22 protein-coding genes, 1 pseudogene and 1 riboswitch are annotated in these 24,377 nt (G+C 73.7%); of the genes and pseudogenes, 6 read left to right on the top strand and 17 right to left on the bottom strand.

Annotated features, from left to right (window positions below; genetic code table 11):
* The first annotated feature begins 119 nt into the window (after positions 1-119).
* Complete coding sequence (locus OU787_RS18500) at positions 120-1,751, top strand: DNA repair helicase XPB (protein ID WP_030458112.1); 1,632 nt, start codon at positions 120-122, stop codon at positions 1,749-1,751.
* A 7-nt stretch (positions 1,752-1,758) separates the two neighbouring features.
* On the opposite strand, the gene OU787_RS18495 is transcribed toward OU787_RS18500, so the two are convergent.
* On the bottom strand, positions 1,759-1,923 hold the full coding sequence (locus OU787_RS18495) for a hypothetical protein (RefSeq protein WP_157852106.1): 165 nt from the start codon (positions 1,921-1,923) through the stop codon (positions 1,759-1,761).
* A 306-nt stretch (positions 1,924-2,229) separates the two neighbouring features.
* On the opposite strand from OU787_RS18495, the gene OU787_RS18490 reads away from it, so the two are divergent.
* Positions 2,230-4,299 (top strand): HelD family protein, encoded by a 2,070-nt coding sequence (locus OU787_RS18490; protein ID WP_268660026.1) that lies wholly within the window; start codon positions 2,230-2,232, stop codon positions 4,297-4,299.
* 161 nt (positions 4,300-4,460) lie between these two features.
* Here the strand turns inward: OU787_RS18490 and OU787_RS18485 are convergent, their stop codons facing one another.
* From OU787_RS18485 to OU787_RS18470, 5 genes and pseudogenes are all read right to left on the bottom strand, one after another.
* On the bottom strand, positions 4,461-5,147 hold the full coding sequence (locus tag OU787_RS18485; protein ID WP_268660025.1) for a copper homeostasis protein CutC: 687 nt from the start codon (positions 5,145-5,147) through the stop codon (positions 4,461-4,463).
* A 116-nt stretch (positions 5,148-5,263) separates the two neighbouring features.
* Entirely contained in the window at positions 5,264-6,250 is a 987-nt protein-coding gene (locus tag OU787_RS18480; protein WP_268660024.1) for a hypothetical protein, read from the bottom strand.
* 94 nt (positions 6,251-6,344) lie between these two features.
* A pseudogene (locus OU787_RS34815) lies at positions 6,345-6,575 on the bottom strand (PadR family transcriptional regulator); the annotation flags it as partial.
* A gap of 81 nt (positions 6,576-6,656) precedes the next feature.
* Positions 6,657-9,362: an FtsX-like permease family protein gene (locus OU787_RS18475; protein ID WP_268660023.1), complete on the bottom strand. Its 2,706-nt coding sequence runs from the start codon at positions 9,360-9,362 to the stop codon at positions 6,657-6,659.
* A complete protein-coding gene (locus OU787_RS18470) occupies positions 9,359-10,060 on the bottom strand; it encodes an ABC transporter ATP-binding protein (protein WP_030458118.1) in 702 nt (233 codons plus the stop codon). The genes OU787_RS18475 and OU787_RS18470 overlap by 4 nt, the downstream gene beginning before the upstream one ends.
* A gap of 159 nt (positions 10,061-10,219) precedes the next feature.
* Here OU787_RS18470 and OU787_RS18465 point away from each other — a divergent pair, with 159 nt between their 5' ends.
* The gene (locus OU787_RS18465; RefSeq protein ID WP_030458119.1) at positions 10,220-10,849 is read left to right on the top strand and encodes an HD domain-containing protein; all 630 of its coding nucleotides are present in this window, start codon (positions 10,220-10,222) and stop codon (positions 10,847-10,849) included.
* Between the two features lie 10 nt (positions 10,850-10,859).
* On the opposite strand, the gene OU787_RS18460 is transcribed toward OU787_RS18465, so the two are convergent.
* The 7 genes from OU787_RS18460 to thrC all read right to left on the bottom strand — a co-directional run bounded on the left by OU787_RS18460 (position 10,860) and on the right by thrC (position 16,611).
* Entirely contained in the window at positions 10,860-11,141 is a 282-nt protein-coding gene (locus tag OU787_RS18460) for a DUF4031 domain-containing protein (protein ID WP_268660022.1), read from the bottom strand.
* The gene (locus OU787_RS18455; RefSeq protein ID WP_268660021.1) at positions 11,138-11,497 is read right to left on the bottom strand and encodes a hypothetical protein; all 360 of its coding nucleotides are present in this window, start codon (positions 11,495-11,497) and stop codon (positions 11,138-11,140) included. Before OU787_RS18455 ends, OU787_RS18460 begins: the two co-directional genes overlap by 4 nt.
* Before the next feature lie 22 nt (positions 11,498-11,519).
* Positions 11,520-12,101, bottom strand: coding sequence for a Uma2 family endonuclease (locus OU787_RS18450; RefSeq protein WP_442788635.1), 582 nt, complete (start codon positions 12,099-12,101; stop codon positions 11,520-11,522).
* A gap of 187 nt (positions 12,102-12,288) precedes the next feature.
* Positions 12,289-13,911 (bottom strand): chaperonin GroEL, encoded by a 1,623-nt coding sequence (gene groL / locus OU787_RS18445; RefSeq protein ID WP_030458123.1) that lies wholly within the window; start codon positions 13,909-13,911, stop codon positions 12,289-12,291.
* A 313-nt stretch (positions 13,912-14,224) separates the two neighbouring features.
* Positions 14,225-14,431 carry a cold-shock protein gene (locus OU787_RS18440; protein ID WP_014137493.1) on the bottom strand — a complete coding sequence of 69 codons (207 nt, stop codon included), beginning with the start codon at positions 14,429-14,431 and terminating at the stop codon, positions 14,225-14,227.
* Between the two features lie 583 nt (positions 14,432-15,014).
* The gene (locus OU787_RS18435) at positions 15,015-15,293 is read right to left on the bottom strand and encodes a MoaD/ThiS family protein (protein WP_014137492.1); all 279 of its coding nucleotides are present in this window, start codon (positions 15,291-15,293) and stop codon (positions 15,015-15,017) included.
* 37 nt (positions 15,294-15,330) lie between these two features.
* Positions 15,331-16,611 carry a threonine synthase gene (gene thrC, locus OU787_RS18430; protein ID WP_030458124.1) on the bottom strand — a complete coding sequence of 427 codons (1,281 nt, stop codon included), beginning with the start codon at positions 16,609-16,611 and terminating at the stop codon, positions 15,331-15,333.
* Between the two features lie 17 nt (positions 16,612-16,628).
* A riboswitch (SAM riboswitch) is annotated at positions 16,629-16,756 on the bottom strand.
* Between the two features lie 138 nt (positions 16,757-16,894).
* Here thrC and OU787_RS18425 point away from each other — a divergent pair.
* The gene (locus OU787_RS18425; protein WP_268660019.1) at positions 16,895-17,893 is read left to right on the top strand and encodes a glucosyl-3-phosphoglycerate synthase; all 999 of its coding nucleotides are present in this window, start codon (positions 16,895-16,897) and stop codon (positions 17,891-17,893) included.
* Between the two features lie 71 nt (positions 17,894-17,964).
* Complete coding sequence (locus OU787_RS18420) at positions 17,965-19,431, top strand: alpha,alpha-trehalose-phosphate synthase (UDP-forming) (RefSeq protein ID WP_268660018.1); 1,467 nt, start codon at positions 17,965-17,967, stop codon at positions 19,429-19,431.
* Positions 19,432-19,659: 228 nt separating this feature from the next.
* Here the strand turns inward: OU787_RS18420 and otsB are convergent, their stop codons facing one another.
* From otsB to OU787_RS18400, 4 genes are all read right to left on the bottom strand, one after another.
* Positions 19,660-20,508, bottom strand: coding sequence for a trehalose-phosphatase (gene otsB / locus OU787_RS18415; RefSeq protein ID WP_030458127.1), 849 nt, complete (start codon positions 20,506-20,508; stop codon positions 19,660-19,662).
* Between the two features lie 53 nt (positions 20,509-20,561).
* A complete protein-coding gene (locus OU787_RS18410) occupies positions 20,562-20,792 on the bottom strand; it encodes a DUF3263 domain-containing protein (protein WP_030458128.1) in 231 nt (76 codons plus the stop codon).
* 109 nt (positions 20,793-20,901) lie between these two features.
* The gene (locus tag OU787_RS18405; protein WP_268660017.1) at positions 20,902-22,167 is read right to left on the bottom strand and encodes an extracellular solute-binding protein; all 1,266 of its coding nucleotides are present in this window, start codon (positions 22,165-22,167) and stop codon (positions 20,902-20,904) included.
* A 228-nt stretch (positions 22,168-22,395) separates the two neighbouring features.
* Complete coding sequence (locus OU787_RS18400; protein WP_123553431.1) at positions 22,396-23,184, bottom strand: DeoR/GlpR family DNA-binding transcription regulator; 789 nt, start codon at positions 23,182-23,184, stop codon at positions 22,396-22,398.
* 198 nt (positions 23,185-23,382) lie between these two features.
* Between OU787_RS18400 and OU787_RS18395 the strand changes: the two genes are divergently transcribed.
* The gene (locus OU787_RS18395) at positions 23,383-24,303 is read left to right on the top strand and encodes an SIS domain-containing protein (RefSeq protein ID WP_268660016.1); all 921 of its coding nucleotides are present in this window, start codon (positions 23,383-23,385) and stop codon (positions 24,301-24,303) included.
* Positions 24,304-24,377 lie beyond the last annotated feature (74 nt).

Raw genomic sequence — 24,377 nt, 5'->3', positions numbered from 1 at the left:
CGAGCGGGAGCGCCGCAGGTCACTGTCCCGCCCCGCGCCCGCGGCCGCGGACCGCCCGACCGGTCGGCGCGCCGATGCGGCACACTGGACGTTTGGCCCGCGGAAGGGGATGCACAGGCGTGGACGGACCGCTGATCGTGCAGAGCGACAAGACGCTGCTGTTGGAGATCGACCACCCGCGGGCGGCGGAGTGCCGGCGGGTGATCGCGCCGTTCGCCGAGCTGGAGCGGGCGCCGGAGCACGTGCACACGTACCGGGTGACGCCGCTGGGGCTGTGGAACGCGCGGGCGGCGGGGCACGACGCGGAGCAGGTGGTGGACGCGCTGGTGGAGTACTCGCGCTACCCGGTGCCGCACGCCCTGCTGGTGGACGTCGCGGACACCATGGCGCGCTACGGGCGCCTCCAGCTGCAGAAGCACCCGGTGCACGGGCTGGTGCTGACCACCACCGACCGGCCGGTGCTGGAGGAGGTGCTGCGTTCGAAGAAGATCGCCCCGCTGGTGGGGGCCCGGGTCGACCCGGACACCGTGCTGGTGCACCCCTCGGAGCGCGGCCAGATCAAGCAGGTGCTGCTGAAGCTGGGCTGGCCGGCCGAGGACCACGCCGGGTACGTGGACGGCGAGGCGCACCCGATCCACCTGGAGGAGGACGGCTGGCAGCTGCGCCCGTACCAGCGGCACGCGGTGGACGGCTTCTGGCACGGCGGCTCCGGCGTGGTCGTGCTGCCGTGCGGCGCGGGCAAGACGCTGGTGGGCGCGGCGGCGATGGCGGAGGCCAAGTCGACCACGCTGATCCTGGTGACCAACACCGTCTCGGCCCGGCAGTGGAAGCACGAGCTGGTCAAGCGCACCTCGCTGACCGAGGACGAGATCGGCGAGTACAGCGGCACCCGCAAGGAGATCCGCCCGGTCACCATCGCCACCTACCAGGTGATGACGACCAAGCGGAAGGGCGTGTACGCGCACCTGGAGCTGTTCGACGCCCGCAACTGGGGTCTGGTGGTGTACGACGAGGTGCACCTGCTGCCCGCGCCGGTGTTCAAGTTCACCGCCGACCTGCAGGCCCGCCGCCGGCTCGGCCTGACCGCGACGCTGGTGCGCGAGGACGGCCGGGAGGGCGACGTGTTCTCGCTGATCGGCCCGAAGCGGTTCGACGCCCCGTGGAAGGAGATCGAGGCGCAGGGCTACATCGCGCCCGCCGACTGCTGCGAGGTCCGGGTGACGCTGACCGACTCCGAGCGGCTGGCGTACGCGACGGCCGAGCCGGAGGAGAAGTACCGGTTCTGCTCGACCACGGCGACCAAGCGCCGGGTGGTGGAGCGGCTGGTGGAGAAGCACAAGGGCGACCAGACCCTGGTGATCGGCCAGTACATCGACCAGCTGGACGAGCTGGGCGAGGTGCTGGACGCCCCGGTGATCAAGGGCGAGACCTCGAACGCCCAGCGGGAGAAGCTGTTCGAGGCGTTCCGGTCGAAGGAGATCAGCGTGCTGGTGGTCTCGAAGGTGGCGAACTTCTCGATCGACCTGCCGGAGGCGACGGTGGCGATCCAGGTGTCGGGCACCTTCGGCTCCCGCCAGGAGGAGGCCCAGCGGCTGGGCCGGGTGCTGCGCCCGAAGGCGGACGGGCACGCGGCGCACTTCTACTCGGTGGTCGCCCGGGACACCGTCGACCAGGACTTCGCGGCGCACCGCCAGCGCTTCCTGGCCGAGCAGGGCTACGCGTACCGGATCGTCGACGCCGACGACCTGTAGCGGTCGGTCAGAGCTTGACGCCGTCGCGCCCGAGGAAGAGCACGCGCGCGGCGGTGTCGAGCACGATGCCGACGTTGCGGACGGCGTTGGCCACCGGGTGGCGGCGGCGCTGCTCGGCGCGGTGGGCGCCGTGCACGCCGTCGAACTGCGGGTTCACTCGTTCGGTCGTCATGTCTCCACGGTAGGTTCACAACCGGGGCGGGCACATCAGCCGAAAGACCCGAGCCCGCGGCGGCGCGTCTCGTCCTGCGGGTGTACGGCTCCCCTACCCCGGTACCGGGGATCCCCCGGAAAAAGGATTCGCACCCGGACGGCGCCGGGTCTAGGATCGTCCGTCTGCCCCTCCCGAACCGTGGTGCCAGCGTCGTCGGCAGCCGTGGGAGTGCCGGCCGTTCGGCAACCGGCCGGTGTCCTTCACCGTGAGCTCTCCGACGAGTCGGCCGCCGCCCTTCCACCGCCGCGGCCGGGAAGGTCCGCCGTGCACTCCCCCACCCCCACCGAAACCGCCGACGCCGCCACCGATCCGCTCGGCCGCGAACGCTCCCACCTCGCCGCCTCCCGGGCCGCGCTGACCGCGATGCGCGAGGACGTCGAGGCACTCGACCTGCGCGACGTCACCGGCACCTGGGTCTCCGCCCAGGTGCTGCAGAAGCAGGTCGACGAGCGGATCAAGGCGCTCGCCGACCTCGCGCACACCCCGTTGTTCTTCGGCCGCCTCGACTACCTGCACGCGATCAGCGAGGCCGAGTCCGAGGGCAGCGGCGGCGAGCGCTTCTACATCGGCCGCCGCCACGTGCACGACGCGGGCGGCGACCCGATGGTGATCGACTGGCGCGCCCCGGTCTCCCAGCCGTTCTACCGGGCCAGCCGCACCGAGCCGATGGACGTCGCCAAGCGCCGCCGCTTCGGCTACACCGGCGGCGAGCTGACCGCCTACGAGGACGAGAACCTCTCCGACCCGGACGAGTCCGACAGCCGCTCCGCGCTGCTCGCCGCCGAGATCGAGAAGCCCCGCGTCGGCCCGATGCGCGACATCGTCGCCACCATCCAGCCCGAGCAGGACGAGATCGTCCGCGCCGACGTCACCGGCACCGTCTGCGTCCAGGGCGCCCCCGGCACCGGCAAGACCGCCGTCGGCCTGCACCGCGTCGCCTACCTGCTGTACGCGCACCGCGAGCGCCTGGCCCGCACCGGCACCCTGGTGGTCGGCCCGAACCGCTCCTTCCTGCAGTACATCGAGCAGGTGCTGCCCGCCCTCGGCGAACTGGACGTCGCCCAGGCCACCGTGCAGGAGCTCGTCGGCCACGTCGAGGTCCGCGGCACCGACACCGCCGGTACCGCCCGGATCAAGGGCGACGCCCGGATGGCCGCCGTCCTGCGCAACGCCGTCCGGGCCGGGATCACCCTGCCCGCCGAACCCTGCGTGGTCGTCCGCGGCTCCCGCCGCTGGCGCGTCCCCGCGTACGAACTCGAGGAGATCGTCCGCGAGTTGATGGGCCGCGAGATCCGCTACGGGGCCGCCCTGGAGGCCCTGCCGCAGCGGATCGCGCACGCCGTCCTGGTCAAGATGGAGCAGGGCGGCGAGGCCCCCGACGACCGGGTGCAGGACGCCGTCGCCCGCAACGCCGCGGTCAAGGCCACCGTCAAGGCGTGCTGGCCCGCCGTCGACCCGGTCAAGCTGGTGCACCGGCTGCTCAGCGACGCCGAGTTCCTCGCCACCGCCGCCGACGGCCTGCTCGACGCCGACGAACAGGCCGCCCTGCTCTGGGCCAAGCCCCCGCGCAGCGCCCGCACTGCCCCCTGGTCGGCCGCCGACGCCGTCCTGATCGACGAGGCCGCCGACCTGGTGCACCGCACCCCCTCGCTCGGCCACGTGGTCGTCGACGAGGCCCAGGACCTCTCCCCCATGCAGTACCGGGCCGTCGGCCGCCGCTGCACCACCGGCTCCGCGACCGTCCTCGGCGACCTCGCCCAGGGCACCACCCCGTGGGCCACCGGCAGTTGGCAGGAGGCCCTGCACCACCTCGGCAAGGACGGCGCCCACGTCGAGGAGCTCACCCAGGGCTTCCGCGTCCCCGGCGAGGTCATCGCCTACGCCTCCCGGCTGCTCCCCGCCATCGCCCCCGGCCTGGCCCCCGCCACCTCGATCCGCGACCTGCCCGGCTCACTCGCCCTCCGGCACGTCCCGGACGGCCTGGACGCCGCCGCGCTGGACGCCTGCCGCGAAGCGCTCGACCACGAGGGCTCGGTCGGCCTGATCGCCGCCGACGCCCGGATCCCGGCCCTCGCCGCCGCCCTCACCGCCGCCGGGCTCCCCTACCTCGACCCCGGCACCGAGACCACCGCCGACGCCCGCCTCACCCTCGTCCCGGCCTCCCTCGCCAAGGGCCTCGAGTACGACTACGTGGTCCTCGACGAACCCGCCGCGATCGTCACCGGCGAACCCGACCACCGCACCGGCCTGCGCCGCCTCTACGTCTCCCTGACCCGCGCGGTCTCCGGCCTGACGGTCCTCCACGCGGAGCCGCTGCCGGCAGAGCTGGACTGAGGCAGCACGCAAGCAGGGGCGCGGGGAACTGCGCGGCCGAGCAAGCACGCACAGCCGGATCGCGAAGCAGGACACGAACTTGCACTGTCCCGCGATCTTGCTGACGTGCGACTCCGCCGCGCGCAGTTCCCCGCGCCCCTGTCGGTGCGCGTCCGGTCAGCTCACGTACCGATGAGCTCGCGCCACTGTGTGACCTTCGCCGGGTCGACCGCGCCCGCCCAGCCGCCCTCGCGGGCCGCGCCGCCGATGTGGAAGGCGTCGAAGCCCGCGGCGAGGAGGTCGGGGACGTGGTCGGCGCGCAGGCCGCCGCCGACCAGGATCTGCGGGCGGTAGCCGGGCTCGCCGGTCTTGGCGAGTTCGCCGAGCAGGACCTCGCGGCCGGCGTCGACGCCGGCCGCCGCGCCGGAGGTGAGGAAGGTGTCGAGGCCGGGCAGGTCGGCGACGGCGGCGCGGACCTCGGAGCGGTCGGCGCTGTGGTCGATGGCCCGGTGGAAGGTCCAGCGGCAGCCGGCGACGGCTTCGGCGACGGCCCGGGTCGCGGCGAGGTCGACCGCGCCGTCGGGGGTGAGGAAGCCGAAGACGAACTCCTCGGCGCCTTCGGCCCGCAGCGCGGCGGTGCGGGCGAGCAGGTCGTCGAGGTCGCCGGGGGTGAAGCCGTCGCGGATGCGGAGCATGACCCGCAGCGGGAGGTCGACGGCGGCGCGGATCGCGGCGAAGTCCCTGGTCGCCGGGGTGAGCCCGTCGGCGGCCATGTCGGTGACCAGTTCGAGGCGGTCGGCGCCGCCCGACTCGGCGGCCCGGGCGTCCTGGGGGGTCAGCGCGATGACTTCGAACATTGGTCTAGACATATCGAATAGCCTGCCACATCGACAGGCGGCGGGCGAGCCCCCGCCGCCGTTCGGCCCCGCTTCCCCCTCCGATCGTGCGCCGTTCGCGTCCCGTTCGCCCCCGCCAGGAGGCCCCGCTAGAAGACCTCCGCCCGGCCGCGCGCGCCCTGACGGGTCGACAGCGCCTGTGCGGTCAGCAGCAGCCCGGTCGCGCCGGCCACCGCCAGCGGGGCCAGCCGCCACATCCCGCCGACCTGCTCCCACAGGCTGAACAGGCTGAACCAGAGGGTCAGCGGCAGGACGGCCAGGCCGATCGCCGCCGGGAGGAGCCGCTCGCGGGCGGCGCACAGGATCAGCAGCAGCGGGGCGAGCAGGAGCAGCAGCGGCATCCAGCCGTCCATCAGGTGCCAACTGTCGTACCCGCCCTGGGCCTTGGTCACCAGCAGGCCGGTGCCCGCGCCGACGGCGACCAGCAGGCGGCTGGGCCGCTCCAGCAGGTCGGCGGGGGCGGCGAGGAGCAGGCCGCCCGCGGCGAGGTAGGGCAGCAGGGCGGTGGCGTCCAGGAGCAGCAGCCAGACGTTGGGCTCGGTGAGCCAGGGGCCGCCGGGGACGACGTTGGCGGTCAGCACGCTGACCCCGAGCCGGACGGCGGCGAGCAGCACGACCAGCCCGGCCAGGGCCCGGACCGCCCGCCAGGCGCCGAGGGCCGCGGCGAGGGCCAGCAGCGCGGGGACGACGGTCAGGCCCAGCAGGGCGAGGTTGTCGGGCAGTTGCTGCCAGCGGACGCCGAACCCGGACCGGGCCGCGTCGGCGACCCGCCAGAAGCGGATGTCGCCGGGCAGCGCGACGAGTCCGAACAGGGTGCCGGCCAGCAGCGGGGCGGCGGCGGCCAGCAGGCGGCCGCCGAGCGCGGTGGAGGTGAGGCCGGTGCGCAGCCGCAGGCCGTAGGCGGCCAGGTCGAGCGCTTCGCGGGCGGTGGCCAGGCGGCCGGCTCCGGCGGTGGTGTCGGCGAACACCTCGGCGAGTTCGGCGCCCCGGTCGCGGCGGTAGCGGGCGGGGTAGAGCGCGAGGACGGTGCGCAGGGTGACGCCGGCGCGGTGGCCGCCGGGGGCGAGGGTGCTCATGCGGTGGCCCCCACGGCACGGCGGCGCCGCCGAGGCGGCGCTGGGCCTCGGCGGCGACGGAGCGGAGGCGTTCGGCCTCGGCGGCGAGCAGGCCGCGCCCGGCGTCGGTGAGCGCGTAGGTGCGGCGGGCCCGGCCGTCGACGATCTCCTCGGCGGCGACGGTGATCAGGCCCTGCTGGAGCAGCCGGTCGAGCGCGCCGTACAGGGTGCCGGTGCGCATCCGCACCCGCCCCCCGGAGATCGCGTCGATCTCCTGGATCAGCGCGTACCCGTGCCGGGGGGCGTCCGCGAGTGCGGTGAGCAGCAGCAGGGTGGGTTCCTGCATGGCGCGTTCTGTCATACGACTACATATATCGCCGACCGGCCTATCCGCGCCACCCTGTCCGCTCCCCTCCTCACGGCCCGGTCAGTTCCGCCACCCGGCCGGGTCGTCCCGGCGCAGCGCGCCGAGCAGGCCGGCCAGCAGCGGCAGGCCCAGGGCGAGCAGCGCGATGGTCGCCCACGGCGCGTCGGCCAGGCTCACGGCGGGTCCGCCCGGCACCCCGGCGGCCCGGGAGCGCAGCAGGGCGAACGCCGGGACGAAGCCGCTGGCGGTGCCGAGCAGGGCGCCGAGCAGGGCGATCAGTCCGGCCTGCAGTCCGGCGACGGTGCGCCGGGTGCGGGGGCGGGCGCCGATCGCGGAGAGCAGGGCGCGTTCGCGGCGGGCGTCGGCGGCGGCCAGCGCGGTGGAGACCACGGCCGCGCCGAGCACCACCAGGGCGGCGAAGCCGCTGAGCGCGATCCGGACGGTGCTGTCCTTCGGCTTGAAGCCGCGCTCCACCCCGAACTCGGCGCGCGGGGCGAGCCGGGCGACGGTGGCCGCGCCGCGCTGCTCGGCCCGCTTGTCGACCGGCGTGGCGGGCAGCCAGACCGCCCCGGCGGGCTGGACGGTCAGGCCCAGGGCGCGGATCGCGTCGGGGGCGACCACCATCGGCGCGTAGCGCTGTCCGGCCGGGCGCTCGACCAGCACCGCGTCGATCCGCTGCTCCCGCACCTGGCCGCCGGCGCCCTGCATCGTCAGCACGGCCTGGCCGTCGTGCAGGTAGGCGGGGTCGGTGACCACGGCCTTCCCGGCGAGCAGCGCGTCGTCGGCGCGCTGGTCGCGCAGCGCCAGCAGGTTGTGCAGCACGGCGGCGTCGCCGACGACCAGGGGGCTGGTGGCGTCGCCCGTCCCGTAGCGGGCGGTGCCGCCCTTGGCGTACACCCGGCCCCAGCAGTTGTCGCAGAACACGTACGCGGCCTGGTAGAGGTCGGCGCGCTCGCCGAGGTCGGGCAGGTCCTGCGGGAGGGCGGCGCGCAGTTGCGGCATCGCCTTCTCGTTGCCGTTCAGGACCAGGCGGACGGCGCCGGCGGGCTGTTCCATCCGGTAGGCGGCCCGGTCCTGGACCTCGGCGCCGGACGCGTGCACGCCGACGGCGACCGCGCCGGCCACGGCGGCGAGCACGGCGGCCACCGCGGGCGCGGTGCGGGAGCGGTGCCGGGCGGCGTCGCGCAGGGCCAGCCGGGGGCCGACCGGCAGCCGGCCGGAGAGCCGGCCGAGCAGGGCGATCAGCAGCGGGGTGAACAGCAGCAGGCCGAGTTCGGCGAGGACCGCGCCGCCCAGCACGGACAGCGAGCGCGTGCTCAGCCCGGCCAGCACCGGCGGGCCCGCGACCTGGCCGGCCACCGCCCCGTACAGCGCCAGCGCGGCGCCGGCCAGCACGGCGGCCAGGCCCAGCAGCGGCGTCCAGCGGGAGGTGCGGCGCACCGGGTCGTGGTCGGTCAGTCCGGCCAGCACCTCGCGGCGGCCGGCCTGCAGGGCGGGCAGCAGGGCGGCCAGCAGGGCGGTGACGACGCCGACGGCGGCGATCAGCAGCAGTTCGGTCGGACGCAGCGCCAGCTGCCCGAACCGGCTGCCGCCCCACTCCTCCAGCCAGGGGCGCAGCACGGCCACCAGGGTGGCGCCGAGCACGCTGCCGGCCGCCGCGCCGACCGCGCCGAGCACCAGGCCGCCGCCGAGCACCACGGCCCGCACGTGTCCGGGGCGGCCGCCGGCCGCGCCCAGCAGGGCGAGTTGGCGGCGGGCCCGGCGGGCGCCGACGGCGAACGCCGGTCCGGCCAGCAGGGCGACCTCCAGCAGCGCCATGGCGGCGGTGGTGGCGGCGGCCATCAGGGTGCGTTCGCGTTCGTCCGCGGCGCCGACGGCCTCCTGCCGCTCCAGCGCCTCGGCGGGCGGGTGGGCGGCGACCTGGCGGCTGGTCAGGGTGTAGCCGTGGGCGTTGAATTGGCGCACCTGCTCCCAGCCGAGTCCGGCTCCGGCGGGCAGGGTGACCAGCCAGGCGGCCTTCCGGGTGGCGGCCTGCTCGGCGGACGGGGTCTGCGGGGCGAGCCCGGCGGCGACCTGCGCCTCGTCCAGTTGCCGGTACAACTCGCCGGGGCGGGCGACGAGTTCGGAGGCGTTCAGGTCGCCGGGGTGCTCGACGGTGCCGGTCAGGGTGAACGGGGTGGACTCCAGGCCGCGGACGGTGACGGTGTCGCCGATCCGCAGGCCGGTGGTGGTCAGGAAGGCCCGGGTGGCGGCGGCCTCGTGCGGGGCGGCCGGGGCCCGGCCGCCGACCAGGTCGATCCGGCCCTGCCAGAGCTGCCCGGTCAGGTCGGCCTCGAAGGTGTCGACGGGGGCCAGGCCGTCCTTGGTCTGCACGGCGGCGACCGGGCCGGTGCGGGCCGGGGTCAGGACGCTGCCGGGCGGCAGCAGCGCGCCGAGCAGGTCGGCGGGTTCGGTGCTCGCGGCGCGCTGCTGCTCGGGGCTCGGCGCGGCGTCGGGGCGCTGCGGCAGGGCGCGGACCCCGTCGGCGGGGAACACCGCCTGCTCGATCGCGCTGCCCGGGTCGTACGCGCCGACCAGGGCGTCGGCCCGGCCCATCAGCCGGTCGGAGCGTTCGGCGGCGGTGAGTTGGCCGCTGCGGTGCACCACGTCCACGCCGGTCGCGCCGAGCACCGGCAGCGCGATCATCGCGGCGACCAGGGCGCTGCGGCCCTTGGCCCGCCAGGCGTCGCGGCGCGCGATCCGCAGCACCGCCCGCAGGGCGCTCACCGGCGCACCGCCTCTTCGGTGATCCGGCCGTCGCGCAGGAAGACCACCCGGTCCGCCCAGGCCGCGTGGGTCGCGTCGTGGGTGACCATCATGACGGCGGCCCCGGCGTCGCAGCGGGCCCGCAGGACCTCCAGCACCGCGTCGCCGGTGGCCGAGTCCAGCGCGCCGGTCGGCTCGTCGGCCAGCACCAGCCGCCGGTCGCCGGAGAGCGCCCGGCCGATGGCGACCCGCTGCTGCTGGCCGCCGGACATGTCCTCCGGGAAGCGGTCGGCGAGTTCGCCGATGCCCAGTTCGGCGAGCACCTCGCGCGCCTCGGCGCGGGCGGTGCGGGCCGACACGCCCTCCAACTCCCGTGGCAGCGCGATGTTCTCCGCGGCCGTCAGGGACGGGATCAGGTTGTACGACTGGAACACGTAGCCCACCGAGCGGCGGCGCACGTCGGCCAGCTTCGCCCGGCTCAGCCCCTCCAGCGGTGCGCCCTCCACCAGCACCCGCCCGCTGGAGGGGCGGTCCAGGCCGCCGGCCAGCGCGAGCAGCGTGGACTTGCCGGAGCCGGACGGGCCCATCACGGCCAGGAACTCCCCGGCCCGCACCTCCAGGTCGATCGGGTGCAGCGCGTGCACCTCGGCCGCGCCCCGGCCGTGCACCCGGCCGACTCCCTCCAGGCGCAGGACGGCCTGCGCGTTCGATCCGGTCATGGCTCCCCCTCGGAACAGCGGAACGTCTTGCATACCGAGTATGTATAGCCGCCGGACGACAATGACTCAAGTCTGCGTCATAAGTCGGTGAACTACATATAGGCTGGATCACACCCGCCCACCGCAACCGAGGGAGCCCGAGGGAGCACAATGGCCGCCATGACCGCATCGCTGTCCGCGCGCTGGCACGACCTGCTCACCCGCTGCGGCGCCACCGCCGACCCCGAGCCCTACGCCCGCGACCTGCTCGCCCGCTGGGCCGAGCCGCAGCGCCGCTACCACACCACCGCCCACCTCGAAGCCGTCCTCGACCGGATCGACGAACTCGCCGCCCACGCCGACGACCCCGACGCCGTCCGGCTCGCCGCCTGGTTCCACGACGCCGTCTACCGGCCCGACCGCTCCGAGAACGAGGAGCGCAGCGCCGCCCTCGCCTGCCGCGCCCTGCGCGAGGCCGGCCTGCCCGAGCCCCTGGTCCACGAGACCGACCGCCTGGTCCGGCTCACCACCGACCACCACCCCGCCCCCGGCGACCGCAACGGCGAGGTGCTCTGCGACGCCGACCTCGCCGTCCTCGGCGGGCCGCCCGAGCAGTACGCCGCCTACGCCGCCGCCGTCCGCGCCGAGTACTCCTTCGTCCCGCCGGACGCCTTCCGCGAGGGCCGCGCCGCCGTCCTGCGCCAGCTGCTCGCCCTGCCCGCCCTCTACCGCACCCCCGAGGCCCACGCCCGCTACGACGCCCGGGCCCGCACCAACATGCACGCCGAACTGGCCGCCCTGGAAGCCTGACCCCGGCCCCTCAGCCCTTCGACACCTTCCGCACCTTCGACACCTTCCGCACCCGGAGCCCCGCCGCCGTCAGCCGGGCCACCAACTCCCTGCTGCCCACCGGCAGCGCGCCCAGCGCCACCGCCCGCTCGTACCAGGCCGCCGGGATGTCGAAGTGGTCCCGGTCGAAGCCCTTCGCGGGCGCGCCCAACTCGGCGGCGAAGGCGTGCAGTTCGTCCAGCGACACGTCACTGACCAGGTGCGACCACCACTTGCCGTGCCCCGGCCAGTTCGGGGGGTCGATCAGGATCACGCGAGCCCGCCGACGGGGGCGACCACCACGCCGCGCTTGCCGCACACCCAGTGCGGATCGGGCCCGAGCTCCGGCTCGACCCCGAGCGCGTGCGGGTCGTCCTCCTGCTCCGCGCAGGCGGTGCACAGCGGCCAGCGCCCGTACGACTCCAGCAGCGCGTCCTGCACGTCCTGCGCCACCAGCCCGAGCACGAACTCCCGCCCGTCCGGCCACTGTTCGAGCCACCAGCGGCGGTGGGTGACGGCGTCCTCCACCAGCGAGACGATCGCCGCGTCGGCAACGTCCCGGGCGGTGAGGTCGGCGAGGATCAGCGCCCGCGCGCTGTGCAGGGCGGCTTCGATGTCGGAACTGGCCATCCGCCCATTGTCCCGCACTCCGCTACGGCAGCGGGAAGCCCGTGGTGTCCAGGGTGATCCCGAACGGCTCCGGCAGTTCGACGGGCTTCCCGAACGGCACCCGCACGCTCTGCCCGTACGCCCCGTCGGAGGGTTCGGAGTAGAGCGTCACCGTCGGCCCGGGCTGGTCGAAGCGGTCGATCAGCAGGTACAGCGGAACGGGTGCGTGCGCGTAGCCCCAGAGCTTCTTCGTCCGGTCCTGCCGGGCCGTGCTGCGCGAGGTGATCTCGACGGCCAGCAGAATGTCCGCCGCATCGACCGGGTCCTCGTCCTCCCCGGCAAGGAGTTCGGCGTCCACGACGACCAGATCGGGGATGTACAGCTTCTCCAGCCTGGCGATCTGCGTCCCCAGGGTCTGGAAGACCTCCACGTCATCCGGCAGGAGACGGTTCAGTGCCCGGTGGATCCGTGCGGCGATGACGTTGTGCTGCTTGCCCGGCGGTGGCACCAACTGGATCCGGCCTCCCTCGATCTCGGTGCGCCAGCCCTCGGGGGCGTCCAGCTCCCGCCAGGTGTCCAGCAGGTAGGACCACTGCCGGTCCGACTCGACCGCCATGACCGCCATCGTCGGCCTCCCCTCTTCCTCATGACGCTGTTCGTCCTCAAGGTAGTCGGGCCCGAAGCCGCCGAAACCGTCCATGGCCCCAGCGTCCCACGGAGGAGTGACCCGGGCGAGAACGCCGTGAGGGCGGCCTCCCGAAGGAGGCCGCCCTCACGGACGAACGCGTTGGAGCGCCTGATCCCGAGGGGGATCAGAAGTCCATGTCACCGCCCGGCATGCCGCCGCCGGCGGCCGCGGCGGCCTTCTCCGGCTTGTCGGCGATGACGGCCTCGGTGGTGAGGAACAGCGCCGCGATGGAGGCGGCATTCTGCAGGGCGGAGCGGGTGACCTTGGCCGGGTCGATGATGCCGGAGGCGACCAGGTCGACGTACTCGTTGGTCGCGGCGTTCAGGCCGTGGCCGGCGGGCAGGTTGCGGACCTTCTCGACCACGACGCCGCCCTCGAGGCCGGCGTTGGTCGCGATCTGCTTGATCGGGGCCTCCAGCGCCACGCGGACGATGTTGGCACCGGTGGCCTCGTCGCCCTCCAGCTCCAGCTTCTCGAACGCGACACCGGCCTGCAGCAGGGCGACGCCGCCACCGGCGACGATGCCCTCCTCGACGGCGGCCTTGGCGTTGCGCACCGCGTCCTCGATGCGGTGCTTGCGCTCCTTGAGCTCGACCTCGGTGGCCGCGCCGGCCTTGATGACGGCCACGCCGCCCGCGAGCTTCGCCAGGCGCTCCTGGAGCTTCTCGCGGTCGTAGTCCGAGTCGGAGTTCTCGATCTCGGCGCGGATCTGGTTGACCCGGCCGGCGACCTGGTCGCTGTCGCCGCCGCCGTCGACGATGGTGGTCTCGTCCTTGGTGATGACGACCTTGCGGGCGGTGCCCAGCAGGTCGACGCCGGCGTTCTCCAGCTTGAGGCCGACCTCCTCGGAGATCACGGTGCCGCCGGTCAGGATGGCGATGTCGCCGAGCATGGCCTTGCGGCGGTCGCCGAAGCCCGGGGCCTTGACGGCGACGGACTTGAAGGTGCCGCGGATCTTGTTCACGACCAGGGTCGACAGGGCCTCGCCCTCGACGTCCTCGGCGATGATGACGAGCGGCTTGCCGCTCTGCATGACCTTCTCCAGCAGCGGGAGGAGGTCCTTGACCGAGGAGATCTTGGAGTTGGCGATGAGGATGTACGGGTCCTCGAAGCTCGCCTCCATGCGCTCCAGGTCGGTGGCGAAGTAGGCGGAGATGTAGCCCTTGTCGAAGCGCATGCCCTCGGTGAGCTCGAGCTCCAGGCCGAAGGTGTTGCTCTCCTCGACGGTGATGACGCCTTCCTTGCCGACCTTGTCCATGGCCTCGGCGATGAGCTCGCCGATCTGGGTGTCGGCGGCCGAGATGGAGGCGGTGGAGGCGATCTGCTCCTTGGTCTCCACGTCCTTGGCCTGGGCCAGCAGCTGGTCGGAGACGGCGGCGACGGCCTTCTCGATGCCGCGCTTGAGGGCCATCGGGTTGGCGCCGGCGGCGACGTTGCGCAGACCCTCGCGGACGAGCGCCTGGGCGAGCACGGTGGCGGTGGTGGTGCCGTCACCCGCGACGTCGTCGGTCTTCTTGGCGACCTCCTTGACCAGCTCGGCGCCGATCTTCTCGTACGGGTCCTCGAGCTCGATCTCCTTGGCGATGGAGACACCGTCGTTGGTGATCGTGGGGGCGCCCCACTTCTTCTCCAGGACGACGTTGCGACCCTTGGGGCCGAGCGTGACCTTCACGGCGTCGGCAAGCTGGTTCATGCCACGCTCAAGGCCGCGGCGGGCTTCCTCGTCAAAGGCGATGATCTTGGCCATCAGAAGTGGTCCTCCGGGACACGGTCGACTGCTCGGACCAAGGGGTGCCCGCGACGGACGGCCCAGGAGAGCGGGGGTCCCTTCCCCTACCGCTTCCGGGGCCTCACCGGCCCGGTCCGTTTGTCACTCTCACACGGTGAGTGCTAACGCCAATGATTAGCACTCTGGGGTGGCGAGTGCAAGCCCATTGGGGCCCCGCCGACCGGCCGCCGGGCAACCCGCGGGCCGCCCGGAAAGCCCGCAGGCCCGCCCCGGACGCGTCGCGTCGGGGGCGGGCCTGCGAGTTTCGGTGCGTGGCGGTCCGCCGGGGCCGTCAGGCGCCGGCGGCGCGGACCATGTCGGCCTGCGGACCCTTCTGACCCTGCGAGATCTCGAACTCGACCCGCTGGCCCTCTTCCAGGGTGCGGTAGCCGTCCATCTGGATCGCGCTGTAGTGGACGAACACGTCCGCTCCACCGTCGACCGCGATGAAGCCGTAGCCCTTCTCGGCGTTGAACCACTTGACGGTGCCCTGAGCCATTCCGAACTCCCCTTGTGCTGTGCTGGCCCTTCAGAGATCCGCAGGACGCGGACCCGGAGGTCTGGAAGACCGGCCTGGGGACTCCCCCCCGTACGGCGCAGCCTCTGTCGCGGCTGAATGTATCCGGATATGCGCCCTCTGCAACAGGCCCAATTTGCGGGGAACCCCGCCGCCCGGCGGGGGATATTTCGGAACGAAAGGCGCATCCGTCGACAATTGCCACGGGACATAACGGACGCGTCGCCGCAAAACGACGGAACAATTCTGACGGCGGCCTGACAGAACAGGCGGAAAGCTCCCCGGCGGACGTCTCAGCGCGCGGGACGGAAGCGAGGCGGAAGCGGGGGCGGAACGGGTTCTGCACGGGCGGAGCGCGGTGCGGAAAACGAGGATTGAACCGGGCCGTGGAGGGGAACGGACCTGACCGGAACTCTACTCCCCCGAACCGGTCGGAATTCCGGCGACCCGCCGCGCCGGAAAACCGCAGGTAACCGGGCCGCCGGGCCCCGGCGCGCAACGGGCCGCCGCCCGGTCCGGAAAAAGGAATTCCGGACCGAACGGCGGCCGCGGGAATGCGGGCGGTTCAGCAACCGCCGGCCACCGCCGGAATGATCGACACCGAGGCGCCGTCCTTGATCTCGGTCTCCAGGCCCTCGGCGAAGCGCACGTCGTCGTCGTTCACGTACACGTTGACGAAGCGGCGCAGCTTGCCGGTGTCGTCCAGCAGGCGGGCGGCGATGCCGGCGTGGTTCGCCTCCAGGTCCGCGATGACGGCGGACAGGGTCGCGCCCTCGGCGGTCACCTCGGCGGCGCCGCCGGTGTAGGTGCGCAGGATGGTCGGGATGCGGACGGTGGCGCTCATGCGGTGCTCCTCGGGCGTGGGGCGGCGTGGGGGGGTGTCAGGCGGTGGCGAGGCCGGCGGCGCGGAAGGACTCCAGCGTCGGGCGGATCACGGCGGTCATGCCGGCGTCGGCGACCGCGTCGAGGGTCTTGAGGCCGTCGCCGGTGTTGATCGCGACGGTCTCCTTGGACGGGTCCAGCAGGCCGGTCTCGACCAGCTTCTTCAGCACGCCCACGGTGACGCCGCCCGCGGTCTCGGCGAAGATCCCCTCGGTGCGGGCGAGCAGCTTGATCGCCTCGACCACCTCGGCGTCGGTGACGTCCTCGACCGCGCCGCCGGTGCGGCGGGCGATGTCCAGCACGTACGGGCCGTCGGCCGGGTTGCCGATCGCCAGCGACTTGGCGATGGTGTCCGGCTTGACCGGCTTGATCACGTCGCGGCCGGCCTTGAAGGCGGCCGAGACCGGGGAGCAGCCCTCGGCCTGGGCGCCGAAGATCTTGTACGGCTTGTCCTCGACCAAGCCGAGCTTGATCAGCTCCTGCAGGCCCTTGTCGATCTTGGTGAGCTGGGAGCCGGAGGCGATCGGGATGACGAGCTGGTCGGGCAGCCGCCAGCCGAGCTGCTCGCAGATCTCGAACGCCAGGGTCTTGGAGCCCTCGCCGTAGTACGGGCGCAGGTTGACGTTCACGAAGCCCCAGCCCTCGCCGGCCGGGTCGCCGATCAGCTCGGAGCAGAAGCGGTTCACGTCGTCGTAGTTGCCGTCGATGCCGACCAGCTCGCCGCCGTACACGCCGGCCATCACGACCTTGCCCTGCTCCAGGTCGTGCGGGATGAACACGCAGGACTTGAAGCCGGCCCGGGCGGCCGCGGCGCCCACCGCGCCGGCCAGGTTGCCGGTGGAGGAGCAGGACAGCGTGGTGAAGTCGAAGGCCCGGGCGGCCTCGATCGCGCAGGCCACCACCCGGTCCTTGAAGGAGTGGGTCGGGTTGCCCGAGTCGTCCTTGATGTGCAGCTGCGCGGTGAAGCCCAGCTCGCGGCCCAGGTTGTCGGCCTTGACCAGCGGGGTCCAGCCCGGGTTCAGGTTCGGCTTGCCGGCCACGTCTGCCGGGACGGGCAGCAGCGGGGCGTAGCGCCAGATCGACGCCGGGCCGGCCTCGATCCGCTTGCGCAGCTCCTCGGCGTCGTAGCCCGCGTAGTCGTAGGCGATCTCCAGCGGGCCGAAGCACTCCAGGCAGGCGAAGCTCGGGCCGAGCGGGAAGCGCGTTCCGCACTCCCGACAGGACAGCGCGGTCGCGGGACCGAGGTCGACGGCGGTGGGTGCGGCGGTGTCAACAGCCATGGTGGCGAGGCCCTTTCTCCTCATCTTCCCCGGAGCGCGGTCGCGTCCGGGACGGAATTGGCACCTGTCCCGCCGGGCCTGCTGGCCGCGCGGGAGGGTTGCCGGGACTTCAACGGGCCGTTCCCTCAGTCCCTCTGGATGAGCTCTGTGAAGTTGTGGTCGTACGCTGCGAGCGACCCCCGGGTGCGAAGGCACGATCGCAATACGAAGACTGTATCCGAAGGCCCGCGCGGACCCACCCCCGCGTCCGACACCCGAGACGAACCGACACAGGGAGCGAGACTTGCCGGAGCAGCCCGAGCCCGGGGTCCTGCCGGAGGTGGCCGACTGGCTGCGCCGCCGATCGTGGACGGCCGCCGACCGGCCGCTCGACCTGCTGCTGGCCGCCAAACGCGCCGCCGGGGCGGCCGGCACCGTCAGCGTGGTGCTGCCCGCGCTGGACGAGGAGCCCACCGTCGGCGAGATCGTCGCCGCGATCCGCACCGAGCTGGTCGAGCGCGTCCCGCTGGTCGACGAGCTGGTGGTGGTCGACTCCGGCTCGCAGGACGGCACCGCCGCCGCCGCGGCCGCCGCCGGCGCCCGGGTGGTGCACCGCGACGCGATCCTGCCCCGGCTGCCCGCCGAACCCGGCAAGGGCGAGGTGCTGTGGCGCTCGCTGCTCGCCACCAGCGGCGCGATCGTCTGCTTCGTCGACGCCGACCTGCGCGAGTTCGACCCGGCCTTCGTCTCCGGCATCATCGGCCCACTGCTCACCGACCCGGCCCTGCAACTGGTCAAGGCCATGTACGACCGGCCCTTCGAGGCCGACGGCGCCGTCGTCCCGGCCGGCGGCGGCCGGGTCACCGAACTGGTCGCCCGCCCGCTGCTCAGCCTGCACTGGCCGCAGCTGGCCGGCTTCGTCCAGCCCCTCGGCGGCGAGTACGCGGCCCGCCGCAGCCTGCTGGAGCGGCTGCCCTTCCCGACCGGCTACGGCGTCGAACTCGGCCTGCTGGTCGACGCGTTGGAGCTGGCCGGGCTGGACGCGCTGGCCCAGGTCGACGTCGGCGTCCGGCACCACCGGCACCAGGACGGCCAGGCGCTGGGCCGGATGGCCGCCACCATCTACCGCACCGCCCTGGAACGCCTGGACCGCACCCACCGCCTCAAGGCCGACCCCGACCTGGTCCGGCCGCTGCTCACCCAGTACACCCGCACCGCCGCGGGCTTCACCCCCCGCACCCACCCCGTCCCGGCCACCGAACGCCCCCCGATGGCCGCCGTCCCCGAGTACCGCGACCGCTGACCCCGGGAGTTCACCCGGCACGCACCGCGCCGAGTGGTTTGGTCCGGTGATCGCACGGCAAGGTTGGCTGTATGGCCGATCACGCGTCCGAACGCCCCCAGCAGTCCGGAGCCGCCCCGATCCTGGTGGCCTCCAACCGCGGCCCGGTGTCCTTCCGCACGGAGGACGACGGCTCACTGACCCTCCGCAGAGGCGGTGGCGGCCTGGTGTCCGGGCTCTCCGCGATCGACGACCCGAACGCGGTCTGGGTCTGCGCCGCCCTCTCCGACGCCGACCGCACCGCCGCCCGGCAGGCCCCCGACGGCCGCCTCGACCTGGCCGGCCACGACGTCGGCGGACAGGCCGTCCGGATGCTGGACATCGATCCGGAGACCTTCGCCCGCGCCTACAACGGCGTCGCCAACTCCACCCTCTGGTTCGTCCACCACCTGCTCTACCAGACGCCCGTGCAGCCCGCCTTCGGCGCCGACTTCCGCACCGAGTGGGCCGCCTACCGGGCGTACAACGCCGCCTTCGCCGAAGCCCTCGCCGCCGAGGCCGCCCCCGGCGCCGCCGTCCTGGTGCAGGACTACCACCTCTCGCTGGCCCCCGCCCTGCTCCGCGAACTCCGCCCCGACCTGCGGATCGGCCACTTCTCGCACACCCCCTGGGCCCCGCCGGACTACTACCGGCTGCTGCCCGACGACGTCGCCGCCGCCGTCCTCGAAGGCATCCTCGGCGCCGACCGCGCCGCCTTCCTCACCCGCCGCTGGGCCCTCGCCTTCGCCGACTGCTGCGAGGCCGTCCTCGGCGCGCAGGTCGACCGCTCCGAACTGACCGTCACCCACGGCGGCCGCACCACCCGGCTCGGCGTGCACGGCCTCGGCGCCGACGCCGAGTTCCTGCGCGAACGCGCCCACCGGCCCGACGTCGACGAACGCCTCGCCACCCTGCGCGAGGCCGTGGGCGAGCGCCGCACCATCGTCCGGGTCGACCGCACCGAACTCAGCAAGAACATCGTCCGCGGCCTGCTCGCCTACCGGCACCTGCTGCGCACCCGCCCCGAGTGGCTCGGCAACGTCGTCCACATCGCCTTCGCCTACCCCTCCCGCACCGACCTCGCCGAGTACCGCGACTACACCGCCGAGGTGCAGCGCCTCGCCGAGGAGATCAACACCGAGTTCGGCACCGCCGACTGGCAGCCGCTCATCCTGCACGTCAACGACGACTTCCCGCGCTCCCTCGCCGCGTACCGGCTCGCCGACGTCGCCCTGGTCAACCCGATCCGCGACGGCATGAACCTGGTCGCCAAGGAGGTCCCCGTCGTCTCCGACCACGGCTGCGCCCTCGTCCTGTCCCGCGAGGCCGGCGCGTACGCCGAACTCGCCGACGACGCGATCACCGTCAACCCCTACGACGTCATCGCCACCGCCGACGCCCTCGCCGAAGCCCTCACCATGCCCCCCGCCGAACGCACCGACCGCACCAAACGCCTCGCCGCCGCCGCCACCGCCCTCCCACCCCAGCAGTGGTTCCTGGACCAGCTCCACGCGCTCTGAGGCCAGAGGCACAGACCGGAAGGCGCAGACAGGGCGCAGGAGAATTGCTGTAGGCCCACCCGAGCGAAACCGGGGGCGCGGGGAACTGCGCGGCCAACCGAGCACCCACAGCCAGATCGCCTCGCAGGACAGCCACTTGCACTGTCCCGCGACCTCGCTGACGTGCCCCTCCGCTGCGCGCAGTTCCCCGCGCCCCCGGTTTCGCACCATCCCGCTCGCGCCCGCGGCCTACCCCCGCAGCAGTTCCGTCAGCCCGTTCAGCAGGTCGACCACCCCCGCCGGCCCGGCGACCAGCAGGTCGGCGCGTTCGGCGAGGGCCGCGACCGGGGGTTCGCCGGTGACGGGGCCGCTGCAGACGAGCAGGCCGGGGTGGCCGGCTTCGCGGCGGCGGCCGATCTCCGCGTAGGCGGCGAGGTCGCCGAGGTCGTCGCCGGCGAAGAGGACCGGGCCCGCGTCCCGTTCGGCGAGGAACTCGTGCAGGGCGGCTCCCTTGTCGACCCCGGGCGGCCGCAGTTCGAGGACCATCCGGCCGGGTTCGACGACGAGTCCGTGCCGCCCGGCGAGTTCGTCGAGCGGCCCGCGCAGCCGTTCCAGCAGCGCGTCCGGTTCGGGGGCGCGCCGGGTGTGGACGGCCAGCGCGCGTTCCTTGTCCTCGACGAAGGTGCCCTCGGGCACGTCCAACCCGGCGAGCAGCGACGGCAGTTCGCCGCGGACGGCGGCCACCCCGGGCGGTGCCGGGGCGGCGGTGACGGCGTTGCTGCGGGCGTCCCAGCGTTCGGCGCCGTAGTGGCCGAGGACGGTGAGGTGTTCGAGGCCGGGGGCGGCGGTGAAGCCGCCGTACGCGGCGGCGGTCGCGGCGGGCCGTCCGGTGACCACGACGACCGCGCCGACCAGCGGGGCCAGCGCGCCGAGTGCGGGGACGACGCCGGGGTGGGCGCGGGCCCGGTCGGGGTCGGCGACGATCGGGGCGAGCGTGCCGTCGAAGTCGAGTCCCACGACGGCGGACTTCGGATCGGCGAGCAGGCCCGCCAGTCCGGTCCGACCTGCCTGGGTCGTGATCTGTTCAGCGATTCCCATGCCCCCGACGCTACCGGCCGCCGCCGGTCGCCGGGCGGCTATCGGGCCGGTGGTCACTGCCGGGCTTCGCGCCGCGCCTGCCGGATCCGGCGCAGCCGGTTGACCAGGACCGGGTCGTGGGCGAGTGCCTCGGCCCGGTCGAGCAGGGCGTTGAGCAGCTGGTGGTAGCGGGTGGCGGAGATGCCGAGCTCCTGCCGGATCGCCTGCTCCTTGGCACCGGCGGTCCGCCACCCGCGGGCTTCCAGGGCGAGCACGGCCCGGTCGCGTTCGGTCAGTTCGGCCATGCGTCCAGGCTATGCCCCGCCCCCGTCACACCGCCCCCGTCACACCGCCCCTGTCGCACCGTCCCCCGTCACACCGACCCCGTCCCCCGTCGCACCGCCCCCGTCCCCGTCACCCCGTCCGGCGGGCCTTGGCGGCCTCGGCGAGGGCGGTGGACTGCAGGTCGGCGAGCACCTGGTCGCCGCCGCTCTTCACGGCCTTGCCCATCTGCTGCTTGATCATGCTGCTGACCTTGTCCCAGGAGGGGTCGCCGTAGGGGTAGAAGCTGGCGGTGGGCAGGTTCTGGAGGAACTGGGCGAGGTCCTGGTGGGAGGCGTTGGCCGACATGTCGTCGAGGGTGTCCTGGGTGACGGGGAGCATGTTGTACTCCTCGTCGAAGGCCAGGGTGTTCTGCTTGGCGAGGGTGAAGTTCAGGAACTTCTTGATCTCCGCCCGGTGGCCGTTGGCCTTGAAGGCCATCAGCCAGTCGGCGACGCCGAAGGCGACCTCCTTGACCTCCTTGCTCTTGCGCGGGATCGCGGCGGTGCCGTACTGGACGCCGGCCGCGGCGGCGGCCTTGATCAGTGCGGGGTGGCCGTTGAGCATGGCGACCTCGCCCTTGGTGAAGGCGGTGAAGGCGTCCTTGCGGTTGACCTGGCCGGGGTCGTCGTAGGTCAGGCCCCGGTCGACCAGGTTGGTGCGCAGCCACTTGAAGGTGTCCCGGTTGGGCTGGCTGTCGATGGTGTAGTTGCCGACGCTGTCGGAGAGTTCGCCGCCGCCGCTCATCGTCCAGATCATCGACTCGGCCTGGGCCTCCTCGGGGCCGAGCGGCAGCGCGTACGGGGTGACGCCCGGGACCTTGGACTTGATCAGGTCGGCGTCCTTGCGCAGGTCGTCCCAGGTGGCGGGCGGGGCGGTGATGCCGGCCTTGTCGAAGATCGCCTTGTTGTAGACGAACACCCGGCTGGAGGAGATGAACGGGATGCCGTACTGGCTGCCGAGCACCTGGCCGGCCTTGCTGAACGAGCCCAGCAGGTTGGCCTGGGCCTCCATGGAGAGCACGTCGCCGACGGGGTAGAGGCGGTCGGCGGCGACCTGGTCGGCGAAGCCGCCGGTCTGCACGACGTCGGGGGTCTTCCCCTTGGCGATCAGGTCGGCGACGTGCTTGTCGATGTCGTCCCAGGAGACCACGTCGACCTTCACCTTGATGCCGGGGTTGGCGGCCTCGAAGTCCCTGGCGACCTTGTTCCAGTAGATGCTGCTGCTGTTGGAGGCGTCGGTTCCGTAGTCGGCCGCGACCAGGTCGAGCGTCACCCCGCCTCCACCGGACAGGACGCCGCAGCCGGAGAGCAGCAGGCATCCGGCGAGGGGGAGAGGGATCAGCGCTGATCGCTTCAAGGGGGACCGCCTTCGGGAGGGTGACAGCCGCGACCCTGGCAGTTCCCGCTCACAGTGGTCCAGACCTGTAGGGGCGGAAGTTATCGAAGTGTCAGTTCCTGTTGCGCCCCGCGCAACGTGGACTGCACAACTGTCCGATATTCGGACGGCCAAGAGTCTCCACCGTGCCGCCGCCCCGCCGCTGCCCCGCCCCCGTTCCGTCGCCGTTCCGCCCCCGTTCCGGCGCGCTCAGGCGGTCAGGACGGTCACCCCGGCGTCGGTGAAGGCGGCGGCCAGCGCGTCCGGCACCTGGCTGTCGGTGACCAGGGTGTCGACCGCCTCCAGGCCGCAGATCCGGGCGAAGGCCCGGTGGCCCAGCTTGGAGGAGTCGGCGGCCACCACCACCCGCCGGGCCCGTTCGGCGAGCAGCCGGTTGATCGCCGCCTCGCCCTCGTGGTGGGCGGTCGCGCCGTGCTCGGTGTCGAGCCCGTCCACGCCCAGCACCGCGGTGTCCAGGGCGAGTTCGCCGAGCACCTGGGCCGCCAGCGGGCCGATCAGCTCGTACGACTGGGGGCGGGCGACACCGCCGGTGACCACGATCTTCACCTGCGGACGGACCGTCAGTTCGTTGGCGATGTTGAGCGCGTTGGTGACCACGGTGAGGCTCTGGCCGCTCTCCGGGTGCTCGGCCAGGTCGGGCCGGACGGCGAGCGCCCGGGCCACCTCGGTGGTGGTGGTGCCGCCGTTCAGGCCGACCACCTCGCCGGGGGCGATCAGGCCGGCCACCAGGGTGCCGATCCGCTGCTTGGCGTCGGCGTTGCGGGCGGTCTTGTAGCGCAGCGGCAGGTCGTAGGAGACGCTGTGCGCCACCGCGCCGCCGCGGGTGCGGGTGAGCATCTGCTGGCGGGCCAGCTGGTCGAGGTCGCGGCGGATGGTCGCGGCCGAGACGTCCAGCTCGCCGGCCGCCTCCTCGACGTCCAACCGGCCGTGCTCGGCCAGCAGTTCCAGCAGCGCGTTCCACCGCTCGTACCTGGACACCGTCCGCTCCTCCCGCGCCCCGCCCGGCACGCCCCGCGCCCGGCGGGGACAGCTTCGCACACCCAGGCTCCGCTCCACTCATTGCGCAATCGTGCGCGAAACAGCTATAAATCAATCAGCTTTGCGCACTCGTTCCGCCCTCGGGCGGTTCCGGTCCGCATCGCGCCGTCCCCGGGGAAGCCGAAGGAGCCCGCACCCATGCCGCACACCAGCCTGACCGGCGAGGAGATCGCCACCCAGCCCGACGACTGGCGCACCGCCGCCGCCCTGGCGGCGAGCGGCCCGGCCGGCCTGCCGCGGCGCGGCGAGCGGGTGGCCGTGGTGGGCTGCGGCACCTCCTGGTTCATGGCCCAGGCGTACGCCGCGCTGCGCGAGGCCGGCGGCCACGGCGAGACCGACGCCTTCGCCGCCTCCGAGTTCCCGCTCGCCCGCCGCTACGACCGGGTGCTGGCGATCACCCGCTCCGGCACCACCACCGAGGTGCTGCGGCTGCTGGCGGCCACCGACCTGCCGACCACCGCGCTCACCGCCTGCGTGGACCAGCCGGTGGCCGCCGCCGCCGACCACCTGGTCGACCTGGGCTTCGCCGACGAGCGCTCGGTGGTGCAGACCCGCTTCGCCACCACCGTGCTCGCCCTGCTCCGGGCCCACCTTGAGACCGAGGGCGCCCTCCCGGCCGGGGTGCGCACCGTCGCCGCGGCCGCCGCGGACGCCGAGCGGGCGGTGGCCTGGCAGGTGCCGGACGAGCTGGTGGCGCTGGAGCAGGTCTCCTTCCTCGGCGCGGGCTGGACCAACGGCCTGGCCCAGGAGGCCGGGCTGAAGATGCGCGAGGCGGCGCTGGCCTGGACCGAGGCGTACCCGGCGATGGAGTACCGGCACGGCCCGATCTCGATCACCGCCCCGGGCCGGGCCGCCTGGATGTTCGGCGAGCTGCCCGCGGGCCTGGCCGGCGAGGTCGCCGCGGTCGGCGGCCGGCTGGTGGCCGACTCCGGCGCGGACGGCCTGGACCCGCTGGCCGACCTGGTCCGGGTGCACCGGCTGGCGGTCGCGCTGGCCGCGCACCGCGGCCTGAACCCGGACGAGCCGCGCAACCTGACCCGCTCGATCGTGCTCGGCTGAGCCCGGGCCGCCCGCACCCCCGGTAACGGCTTCGCCACCCAAACCGCCCAGGAGGCTGCAAAGAGCGATAAACC

The sequence above is a fragment of the Kitasatospora sp. YST-16 genome, from assembly GCF_026802215.1.
GTDB lineage: Bacteria > Actinomycetota > Actinomycetes > Streptomycetales > Streptomycetaceae > Kitasatospora > Kitasatospora cineracea.
Note: the sequence above shows the minus strand (reverse complement) of the source record. Positions and strands in the feature narration are given on the sequence as shown.